The organism is Acinetobacter sp. NBRC 110496, assembly GCF_000876115.1.
Lineage (GTDB): Bacteria > Pseudomonadota > Gammaproteobacteria > Pseudomonadales > Moraxellaceae > Acinetobacter.
This window is the reverse complement of the sequence record NZ_BBTF01000080.1, coordinates 1-11,067: the sequence shown is the minus strand read 5'-3', so window position 1 is coordinate 11,067 and position 11,067 is coordinate 1. Positions and strand designations below refer to the sequence as shown.

Here is an 11,067-nt window from a genome sequence, read left to right as displayed (position 1 = left end):
GTTTTTTACTGTAGGAATTGAAGGTAATAATTGCAAAATAAGGCATCGAATAAGGCGTGGTGTTAGAAGAAGTTGTAATTTCTCCAAAAAGCTTGAAAACCATTTTAAAGCCTTCGACTTAACCTTCTTTTACATCAATAATGGCTTCATTTAATCTCAGCATACTTTTTAAAACACCACCAAATAATTTAATGAGCATTTAAGAATATCAAGCCCATTAAAAATGGGATTGATATTCTTAAAAATTAGGTAAATTTCACTCAACTATTCATCTCTGATTTCAATAGATGCAAACTCTTGTTCAGGCGTGCCTTCCACCAGATGATGTCTGCTATACAGCAGATAATACAGAATGAATAAACCATAAATTAGCGCTGCCAAACACCATACTTTTGGATTAACCATTAAACCCGCCACCACTGCAGCACAGGCCAAAACCAATGCTATACTTGAAGTGACGATGCCGCCGGGTGTTTTATATGGTCGTGCTAAATCTGGACGGGAAAAACGCAATTTAATATGCGACATCATCATCAACACATAAGAAATGGTGGCACCAAACACCGCAATCAAAATCAGCAAATCTCCTTCACCCGTTAATGACAATACAAAGCCAATTACCCCAGGAATCACAATCGCCCATTTCGGCGCTTGTTTATTATTGGTGAGCGATAATATTTTCGGTAAATAACCCGCACGCGATAGGGCAAACACTTGACGCGAATAAGCATAAATAATCGAGAAGAAGCTTGCTACTAAACCTGCTAATCCCACAAAATTCACAAAACTGGCAATCCATGAATGCTGTCCATAGACTGCAATTAATGCATCAACCAATGGTGCTCCTGAATTTTTCACTTGCTCTGCACCCATCGCACCAGCACTTAAAAACAAAATCAGCAGGGCAAATGCAGCCAGAATCAACATTGAACCAATTAAACCACGTGGTAAAGATTTGACTGGATCTTTGGCTTCTTCAGCAGCCAAAGGCACGCCTTCAACTGCAAGGAAAAACCAGATTGCAAACGGGACAGCAGCCCAAATGCCCATGTAACCGAGAGGCAAAAATGAACTCGCCCCCGCAGTATTTGGCATTACTGCAATATTAAATAAATTGGCAGCATTAAAGTGTGGAACCATTGCCACTATAAACACCAACAGCGCCACACAAGCAATTGCGGTAATGCCAAACATTATTTTCAGAGCCTCACCTGCACCTTGTAAATGAATTGCCATGAAAAACACATAGCAAAACAGATAAATCGGCCAGCCACCTATGCCAAATAAAGCTTCACAATAATTGCCAATAAAAACTGCAATTGCGGCAGGTGCGACTGCATATTCAATCAGAATTGCAGTCCCTGTAAGATAACCACCAAATTGCCCAAACGCCACTCGCGCAAAACTATAGCCCCCGCCTGCTGTTGGCAGCATGGTCGACATTTCTGACATCGACAAGCTCATGCATAGATACATAAATGCCACTACAATCGTAGCAACAAATAATCCGCCCCAACCACCTTGCGCAATACCAAAATTCCAACCTGCGAAGTCACCCGAAATCACATAAGACACCCCTAACCCCACCAACAGTAACCAACCGACGGCACCCTTTTTCAGTTGGCGTTGGGCAAAATATTCGGTGTTATCTGCGACACTCTCCGTCATTATCATTTCATTTTTCATGATGCTCGATCACCTTTTCACCAAATTCGACCACTTTAATATCGGTGAAATATCGGCTTTAAACTTGACAATAAATCATGAGCATAGTCGCTTGAAGTCAAGTTGCTCTTTTTTTTCTTTTATAAGATCAGCTCAAAGTCTGGGACTCCGCACCCAAGATCAGCATGAAAAGGAGTACAACATGAGCGTCCAACAAAATGAATATTTAAGCATTCAACAACTCTACGAATTGGCAAAAAAAGCCATGCAAACCTATCCAGCATGCTATCAAGGCGAGATCAAATTACTCTGCCAATCTGAAAATGCCACCTTTGTTGTGAAAACCGCTCAACAACAATATGCACTACGCATTCATCGTCCCAATTATCATTCCAAACAACAAATCGAAAGTGAACTAGCATGGTTAGATGCGTTAAATGCGCATGGCATCGCGGTGCCGATTGCCATTGCCGACTGTCATGGAGATAAAGTCCAAACATTGGCACTCAGTCCAGATATTTCAAGGCATGCAGTGCTCTTTCATTGGGTGAAAGGTGTAATGCCTACAGCAGATAATGTCGATCCATGTGATTTTAAGCAGTTGGGTGAAATCACAGCACAACTGCACCTGCACAGTAAAACATGGGAGATGCCAGCCTACTTCCAACGTATTGTTTGGGATCATGAAAGTATGGTTTTTGCCGATGGACATTGGGGTGACTGGCGTCATGCCCCACAGTTAAAATCGGTAGATCATGCCGTGATTGATGAGGCAATTTGCCGTGTTGCCACCGAGCTAAATCAATTTGGGAAGTCCAAAGATCACTATGGGCTGATCCATGCTGACCTCAGACTGACCAATCTGTTGTTGAATGAAAAAAAGGTTGGTGTGATTGATTTTGACGACTGCGGCATGGGCTGGTTTATGCATGACTTAGCTGCAGCAATTAGTTTTAATGAACACTATACTGCTGCACCCAAGTGGGTCGAACAATGGTTGAATGGTTATGAAAAAATTGGGCATGTGAGTGCAGAAGAGTATGCGTTGGTTCCCACCTTTATTATGCAACGTAGAATCCAATTGATGGCTTGGTTCGGTTCACATGCCTATACCGACATGGCCAAAAGTTTGGGAGCTCAATGGTCGGATGAAACTGTGCGACTTTGCAAAAAATATCTTAACAACCAAATTCCAGCAGGTATATAAAAAAATACCTGTAGGCAGAAGCAAACCGTAAAGCATTGAATGGCATAGCTCTTGCTTAATTTAGAACAATAACGGTTCTGTATTAAAAGAGGCTATGCATGATTCAATTTAATCCTCTCTCCATCAACGCTCAAGACATCAGCAACCAAGGCATTTTATCAGCTGCCGCGACAGGCCTAAGTGACTTTATTCTGCATAAAGGTGCCGATGTCGATCGCATTTTTGGGATCAGTGGTATTAATCCTGAATTATTGCTCAGCCCCACCCTCAGTTTGCAACTCACCAATTATTGCGAAGTCTTGGAACAATCCGCAAAACTATCACATTGCGATAATTTCGGACTGCATTATGGACAGCAATTTCATCCCAAAGCTTTAGGACTGATTGGCTATATTGGTTTATGTTCAGCATCGCTGGAAGATGCATTAAAGAACATGACCTCACATTTTAATCTGCATCAAAAAGATACTTTATGCCGTATGGTTGAAGTCAATGATGCCTATCGTTTCGACTACCAAGTCCAGCATGGTGCAATTTTATCGCGACGACAAGATGCCGAACTCACAGTGGGCATGTTTATGAATGTAATTCGTGAAGTCTTGGGCACACACTATTCACCACGCGAAATTCATTTTGAACACCCACGTCCCGAGTTTTGGCAAGAACACAGTAAACTGTTTAATGCATCAGTGTTTTTTGATCAGCCATTCAATTCAATTTTGATTGCCAAATCAGACCTTAAAACCGCAATGCCACAGTCGGACCCGTTGCTGCTCACCATGATGCTCGACACTTTAAAAATTCTGAATACGCAATCGCAGTCACAAAGTTTAACCAATCAAGTCCGTGCACACATTCAGCAAGATTTGATTCATGGTGAACCCAACTTGGAAAAAGTTGCACTAGATTTACATATGAGTCCATGTACCTTATCACGGCGCTTAAAATCACACGACATCACCTTTACTCAACTAATTGATCAAGTTCGTTATGAACTGGCCAAACACTATATTCAACAGAAGAATTTACCGATTTCTGAAGTAGCATTTTTATTAGGCTATTCCGAAGTCAGTGCCTTTTCCCGTGCATTCAAGCGTTGGTTTGGCTGTACACCACGCCAATTACGACATTAAGTGGTAAGACATCAATAAAAAAGAAACCCCGCTCATTGAGCGGGGTTAAATATGTATGACATTTAAGTTTATTTTTGCAGTTTACTTAAGGCTTGATCCAATGCTCCAACCAACCAATCAATATCCTTTTCTTGGAACACCAATGGTGGACGTAACTTCAAGACATTGCCATATGGTCCCGCAACAGAGGTCAGCACACGATGCGTATTACGCAATTCTTCAATCAAATCCAGTGCCAGAGCTTTATCAGGCATTTTGGTGAAACGATCTTGTACCAATTCGAAACCAATAAATAAACCAGCACCACGCACATCACCAACACAGTCATACTTTTCCATCAGCTTACGCAATTCTGTCAAAAGTAGACCACCAAGGCGCTGACTATGGGCTTGTAACTCTTCTTCTTGAATAGTTTTCAGCACGGCCTGCGCCGCTGCCATCGCCACAGGATTCCCCCCAAAGGTATTGAAATAAGGGATTTTTTGACTAAACGCAGACAACACATGATCTTTCGCGAGTAAACCTGATACTGGAATACCATTGCCCATCGGCTTGCCTGTGGTAATGATGTCGGGCACCACACCATGACGCCCAAAACCCCAAAAAGAATCGCCTGTACGAGCAAAACCAGGCTGTACTTCATCAGCAATGAAAATACCACCATTGGCATGCACTACATCCACTGCTTTTTTCAGGAAACCAATAGGATTTGGTATTACCCCGTCTGATGAAAAAATGGAATCGGCTAAGAAGCCTGCAAACTTGATGCCATTGGCATTCATATCATCAATTTGTGCTTGAATTTGCGCGGCGAACCAGTCACCTAAATCTTCACCCTCAAAACGATATTGATCAGGTGCTGCCACCAAACGAGTTGTAGCAGCTAAGGTCTGTCCTGTACCAAGCGCAGGCGAACAGCCCGAAGTAAGATCACTAGTACCATGATAGGCTTCTTGCGACACAATAATACCCGTACCACCACTGTATTCACGGGCAATACGAATGGCCAAATCATTCGCCTCAGAACCCGTACACATATACATGGCTTTGTTAATTTCAGTCGGTGTGGTCGCTAAAAGTTCGTCGGTATAATCTAAAATGCGCTCATGTAAATAACGAGTATGTGTATTCAACATTTGCATTTGTTCATTTACGGCATTGATTACCGCAGGATGGCAATGTCCTATACTAGCGACATTGTTATAAGCATCCAAGTATTGATTGCCTGCAGCATCCCAAAGGTATTGTCCTTGCCCTTTTACAAGATGCACTGGGTTTCGATAAAACAAGCGGTAAGATTCACCTAAATTTTGGCTACGTCGATCGGTCAGTTTTCGGGTTTCAGAATCTAGTGCACTCGCATGCTCGGCACGGAAGCTATTGGTATCCATAATGGTAGATCGCGTATTCATCTACTATTCCTCTCTCACAAACTGTTTTTTAGTGCATTTGAATGATTTTTATATTGCACACTGCTCATTTTAAAGACTTGACTTTAGAGCGCGATATGTAATTTTTGAAGTCAAATCTTATAAGATAATTTCTTCACAATACGAGTGATAGGATATCTATCTGAGCACTTTTATTATGAAAAGTGAATAAATAGCCTTTAAATGAATTCGCTAAAGAAGAGAGGTGGTCCCACATGTTTGAACAACTAAAAGCTTATTTATAAGTGATATTCTGCTCTAGTTAAGCTACCTTATTTTGTTGTGGTAGCTGGTCATAGTAAAACTCATCTGGGGTCATTTTGTCCAGAGAGGGCGTTCAAAATTCTGTGTCAGTAAATTTGACTAGATTTTAATTATATCATCTAATCGACCTTCAAAGTAAATGGATAATTGAGTAATCGTTTGTCCCCATTCCTGAATAGGCATTGTCCATTTTTCTGATGCCTGTTGAATACCAATATACAGTAATTTCATCAGACTATCCTCATTGGGGAAAGCTCCTTTGGTTTTGGTTAGTTTACGGAATTGACGATGTACGGCTTCAACGGCATTGGTGGTGTAAATCGGCTTCCTAATCGCTTTAGGATATTTGACATAGGCGGATAGTAGATGCCATTTGGTACGCCACGACTGAATGACCACACCATATTTTTCGCCCCATTTTGCTTCTAGCTCATCCAGTGCTACTTCTGCCGCTCCTTTGGTATCAGCACGGTAAATTGGCTTTAAATCAGCCATAAATGGCTTCTGATCTTTACTGGCAACATAGCGTAAGGAATTACGGATTTGATGAACGATACACAGTTGTATTTCTGTTTGAGGGTAAATCGCTGCTATGGCTTCGGGGAAACCTTTTAGTCCATCTACACAGGCAATCAGAATATCCTGAACACCACGATTTTGTAGGTCTGTCAGTACACTAAGCCAATGGTTCGCCCCTTCGCTTTCCGATAAATGCAAGCCGAGTAGTTCCTTCTTACCTTCAACATTTAAAGCTAAAATGGTATAGATCGCTTTGCTCACATAAACACCTTTATCCTTCACTTTGTAATGTATGGCATCTAACCAAACAAAGGGATAAATTGTATCGAGTGGGCGTTGTTTCCATGCTTGTAACTGAGGGAGGAGCTTATCTGTAATATTGGTGATAGCACCATCTGAAATCTCCAATCCATACATATCAGCAACATGCTTTTGAATATCACGATAGCTCATACCAAGTGCATAGAGTGATATGATTTTATTGTCAATTTCTTCTGATAATTTGGTCTGGTTCTTTTTAACTAACTGTGGCTCAAATTCACCATTTCGATCTCTAGGGGTTTCAAGCTCAAATGAACCTGATGTAGATTTTACGGTCTTGCGAGTATAGCCATTGCGGCGATTACCTTGTTTCGGATTCGCTTCAATGTAATTCTCGATTTCTGCTTCAAGAGCAGCTTCGGTCAGTTGTTTAATTAAAGGGGTGAGTATGCCATTTTCTCCAGTCAGTGCTTGTCCTGACTGGAGTTGTTTTAAGGCTGTTTCAAAATCAAATGTAGTTGCCATAATGCATCATTCCTGTTTTTAACAGTTTAAGGAAATGACACAGTTTTTTGAACACTACCGTGCAAAATACTGGATAAAACGACCACCTATTCCTGTTCGTAACATACCAGTCATTCCTATTTCTTGAACCACTTGGATATGAGACAAAATCTCATATCCTTTTAACTGGTTACATAGCTAATTTTGCGGATACTAAACGATTCATACTTACACCACGTTCTGCTGCTTCTAATGCTAGTTTTTGATGAACCATTGATGGAACACGTACAGCAAAACGACCACTATATTTCTTCTCTGAAAGTGGCACTGGTACTTTTTCATTATTACTGATCATATCGGCTACAACCTCAGCAACAACATTAACAATACCTGAAAATGCTTTAGATTGATCTGCATCAAGCCAAGATAATGATGGAAATTCAGCACATTGTCCAACGTATTCATTATCTTCTGCTGACCACATAACACGGTAAGTATATTGCTTACTATCCATTTTCCACCTCACAATACGTTAAGTTTATCGAGTGCAGCCAAAACTTGCTTCACTTGGTATGGTTTAGCTTTCCCACCATCATCTTGAAGGTTTATACGAGGATCGCCTTGCCACGGTGTTTTAAATACGGTGTGACTACCACCTGTTTGTCTTGGCTCACCAAAATACTGTTTGCAAACCTTGATTAAATCCACAAAACGAATATTTTTTGGATTATTCCGCATTTGCTCTATGAGTTGATCAATATTAGCCATTAATATGCCCAATAATTCCAATCTCTAAATAGTATCTATAATGGTACTATTATTCAAGTGCTGATTTCACCATCACCATGTACAAGCCAAGACGGATTAACCTTTAGATACTCTGCTATTTCTCGAAGTTGATGGAAAGATGGTTCATGTTTACCTTGTATCCAATCTAATACAGGTTCAGCAGTTTCATATCCTAGTTGTTCAGCAATGTGTGTATATTTAATTTCTTTTACCTGTAATGAATTAAACAACTCTATTGCTTTAGTTAAGCGATTTGATAGTTCTTTCTTGCGATCAATAAGTTGATATTGGTTCAATACACTATTATTGTCTAATTTTTTAAAGTTAAAGCTATTTTCTAATCGTGCCACAATTTCAGCATTCATAGATCGTTTCAAGCCTTGAGCTTCATTTTCAATTTTTAACTTTAATGTTGTTGGTAATCTAAGTTTAAATTGTGTATCTAATGTTTGTGGTTTATTCATTTTCGGCTCATTACGAAAGGAACGACTGGTACGTTACGAACAAGAATGGGTGGTATGTTTATGCAGGAATATGCAACTAAGTGTAAGCCCAAAATAGAAATGTCTATATTCTCACCAATAAAAATGTCTAGTTTATGATGGCTTAAACATCATGGACTGGATATGAAATATAGATGCTGATCACTATGTCTGACAAAGAAATTCAACGTCTTGCTGTTCTGCAAGACGTTCGAGATCATCGTATTACACAAGTCCGTGCTGCAGAAATTCTTAATCTTTCAACCCGTCAAATAACCCGATTATTGCACAAGCTAAAGCAAGATGGTGTTTCAGGCCTGATACATGCCAGTCGTGGTCAACCAGGTCATCGTCGCCATGATGATTTATTAAAATCGAAATTTTTTCTATTATTTCTGAACATCTGCTTGGATTTGGACCCACCTTGGCTCATGAGAAGCTCAGCAGCATGTTTGCCCTAGATATCCCGGTAGAAACGCTTCGGCGCTGGATGACGGCAAATGACCTCTGGATTCCTCGATCCAAGCGCCTTAAACGTCCATATCAGCCACACTATAACCGTGATTGCTTCGGTGAGCTAATCCAGATTGATGGCTCATATCATGACTGGTTCGAAGGACGCGCTGCTAAGTGCTGCTTGCTGGTTTATATCGATGATGCTACTGGAAAGCTGTTGCATCTGCGCTTTTGTGAGGCCGAAACGACCTTTGACTATATGCTTTCAACCCGAGCCTACATTGAACAATACGGCAAACATCTGGCCTTTTATAGCGACAAACATTAGGTCTTCCGAGTGAACCAAAAATCTAGCCTAAACAGCCAGATCACGCAATTTGGCCGGATTCTGAATGAGTTAAACATTGATATTATCTTTGCCAACTCACCACAGGCTAAAGGTCGCGTAGAACGCGCGAATAGAACCCTTCAAGACCGGTTGATCAAGGAGATGCGTTTGGAAGGCATCAGTTCAATTGCCGAAGCCAATGCATGGCTACCCTGCTTCATTGAGCACTTCAATCAGAAATTTGCCAAGTGTGCGAGAAACTCGAAGAATTTACATCTACCCCTAACCGAATCTAATCTTGAACTGGATGATATTTTTACCTGGCAGGAACCGCGTAAGGTCACGAAGAACCTAACCATCACGTATGATAAATGTATTTATATACTTGAACCGACAGAGCTGAATCATAAGCTTGCTGGGCAATACATTTCAATTCTAGAGTATCCAGATGGCACTTTGGCCCTCATGCATGAAGGACGAAAGCTCAACTACAGCATCTTCAATAAATTGGCTGGGCTGCAGCAAAATGAGATTGTTGAGAATAAACGGTTAGGTTCAGTCCTGGCTCATATCCAGCAACAGCATGAAGAGTTGGAAAAACAGAATAAACGTTCCCGTCTCAAGAAGAGTATGCCAAGTCGTAAAGCTCAGAAAGCTGTTATTGAACAAAGAAATTTAAATCCTGTGCTTGACTCTTGCAGTTAAAAACAGGACATTTTAAATGGTTTATCGCATAGACATTTTAATTGGTGAATAACAGTGTTTTTAATATTACTTTAAGATCAGTATCTTATCGTTATTCATACCCTCTGGAACGTTCTCGTTCAACCGACTTGGAAACAAGTCGGTTTCTTTTTAAGTAAAACTGTAACTTTTAGCCAATAAAATTGATCAAAAAACATTCGTTTTTGCATTTTTTCCTGATTTCTCAAGGGTCACAGTTCATAAATAATCCCCAATTTCTGCGGACAACTCTTGGGATAAAATAGGCCAACTTTGTAAGCTAAAACTTACATGAATTTAAGATTTTTGAGGATTGGTAATCCAAAGCATTAGCCCTATGATGAATACATAAGGGAACTGGATGTTTCCAGAAAACAAGAATAAGAAAATAGCGCAAGGAATGGGCAGCACGAGATCAGTAAGACGAGCACCCCGATATGAAAAAGCCCGACAGGATGTCGGGCTTTTTTATTGCCTTATGATTTTAATTTCACTTTGACTTTACAAGATTTAATGTTAAGATATATATCAATGATATATATCTTGGTTTCGGGAGGTAATTATGGAAATTGCGAAAGTATTTCAAACTGGTCGCAGTCAGGCTGTTCGCTTGCCTAAAGCCTTTCGCTTTAATGGCACGGAAGTGGCCATCAAAAGCTTCGGTCGTGGTGTATTACTCATGCCCATCGACAATCCTTGGGATGTCATGTTAGAAGCAATAAATGAGTTTGAGGTTGGATTCCAATTGGAGCGAGCTGATCAAGGCGAACAGCTCCGTGAGGAGTTCAGATGATTTACCTCTTAGACACAAATATTTGTATCTATGTCATCAACAATAAGCCTCAACAAGTTTTTGAGCGCTTTAAGCAATATCAACTCGGCCAGCTTGCGATTTCGAGTATCACGGCATCTGAGCTGGCTTTTGGTGTAGAGAAGTCTGGATCTGAACGCAATAAACAGGCGTTAAACAAGTTTTTGTCACCTTTAGAGATTCTTCCTTACGATGAACAGGCGATTTGGCATTACGCCAAATTACGCCAGAATCTTCAATCTACAGGTAAACCGATTGGCAGCTTAGATATGCTGATCGCTGCTCATGCTTTGGCATTGGATGTTGTATTAGTTACGAACAATACAAAAGAATTTGAACGAATTGATGGTCTGAAGCTAGAGAATTGGGTCTAATCGCTATATCTAGCCCGCCCTATGCAGGGCTAGAATTCGTATAAGAGATTTATGTTAAATGGATACAGCTTTTGAAAATTTTAACTTTGAATCAGAGATTTCATTTTTAATATGACGCAGA

At 40.5% G+C, this 11,067-nt stretch carries 10 protein-coding genes and 2 pseudogenes; 6 read left to right on the top strand and 6 right to left on the bottom strand.

What is annotated here, in order from left to right; translation table 11 throughout:
- Positions 1-154, top strand: a pseudogene (locus Aba26S_RS19700) (IS1 family transposase); the annotation flags it as partial.
- A 110-nt stretch (positions 155-264) separates the two neighbouring features.
- On the opposite strand, the gene eat reads toward Aba26S_RS19700, so the two are convergent.
- Positions 265-1,686: an ethanolamine permease gene (gene eat, locus Aba26S_RS19695; protein ID WP_043974569.1), complete on the bottom strand. Its 1,422-nt coding sequence runs from the start codon at positions 1,684-1,686 to the stop codon at positions 265-267.
- 181 nt (positions 1,687-1,867) lie between these two features.
- Here eat and Aba26S_RS19690 point away from each other — a divergent pair, with 181 nt between their 5' ends.
- Both Aba26S_RS19690 and Aba26S_RS19685 read left to right on the top strand, forming a co-directional pair.
- Entirely contained in the window at positions 1,868-2,872 is a 1,005-nt protein-coding gene (locus tag Aba26S_RS19690) for a phosphotransferase enzyme family protein (RefSeq protein WP_004681103.1), read from the top strand.
- 98 nt (positions 2,873-2,970) lie between these two features.
- Entirely contained in the window at positions 2,971-4,005 is a 1,035-nt protein-coding gene (locus tag Aba26S_RS19685; protein ID WP_004681105.1) for an AraC family transcriptional regulator, read from the top strand.
- 68 nt (positions 4,006-4,073) lie between these two features.
- On the opposite strand, the gene Aba26S_RS19680 is transcribed toward Aba26S_RS19685, so the two are convergent.
- From Aba26S_RS19680 to Aba26S_RS19660, 5 genes are all read right to left on the bottom strand, one after another.
- Positions 4,074-5,417, bottom strand: coding sequence for an aspartate aminotransferase family protein (locus tag Aba26S_RS19680; RefSeq protein WP_004758963.1), 1,344 nt, complete (start codon positions 5,415-5,417; stop codon positions 4,074-4,076).
- Positions 5,418-5,798: 381 nt separating this feature from the next.
- Positions 5,799-7,004: an IS256 family transposase gene (locus tag Aba26S_RS19675; RefSeq protein ID WP_004986466.1), complete on the bottom strand. Its 1,206-nt coding sequence runs from the start codon at positions 7,002-7,004 to the stop codon at positions 5,799-5,801.
- A 169-nt stretch (positions 7,005-7,173) separates the two neighbouring features.
- Positions 7,174-7,497 carry a type II toxin-antitoxin system HicB family antitoxin gene (locus Aba26S_RS19670; RefSeq protein WP_004678285.1) on the bottom strand — a complete coding sequence of 108 codons (324 nt, stop codon included), beginning with the start codon at positions 7,495-7,497 and terminating at the stop codon, positions 7,174-7,176.
- Between the two features lie 8 nt (positions 7,498-7,505).
- Positions 7,506-7,751, bottom strand: a complete 246-nt coding sequence (locus Aba26S_RS19665) for a hypothetical protein (protein WP_004678286.1) — start codon at positions 7,749-7,751, stop codon at positions 7,506-7,508.
- Between the two features lie 53 nt (positions 7,752-7,804).
- Positions 7,805-8,236, bottom strand: a complete 432-nt coding sequence (locus Aba26S_RS19660; protein ID WP_004986465.1) for an Arc family DNA-binding protein — start codon at positions 8,234-8,236, stop codon at positions 7,805-7,807.
- 173 nt (positions 8,237-8,409) lie between these two features.
- On the opposite strand from Aba26S_RS19660, the pseudogene Aba26S_RS19655 reads away from it, so the two are divergent.
- The 3 genes and pseudogenes from Aba26S_RS19655 (at position 8,410) to Aba26S_RS19645 (ending at position 10,946) form a co-directional block, all read left to right on the top strand.
- Positions 8,410-9,743 (top strand): annotated as a pseudogene (locus tag Aba26S_RS19655) (ISNCY family transposase).
- A 580-nt stretch (positions 9,744-10,323) separates the two neighbouring features.
- A complete protein-coding gene (locus Aba26S_RS19650; RefSeq protein WP_000401521.1) occupies positions 10,324-10,554 on the top strand; it encodes an antitoxin in 231 nt (76 codons plus the stop codon).
- Complete coding sequence (locus tag Aba26S_RS19645; protein ID WP_000639719.1) at positions 10,551-10,946, top strand: type II toxin-antitoxin system VapC family toxin; 396 nt, start codon at positions 10,551-10,553, stop codon at positions 10,944-10,946. Before Aba26S_RS19650 ends, Aba26S_RS19645 begins: the two co-directional genes overlap by 4 nt.
- The last annotated feature ends 121 nt before the right edge of the window (positions 10,947-11,067 follow it).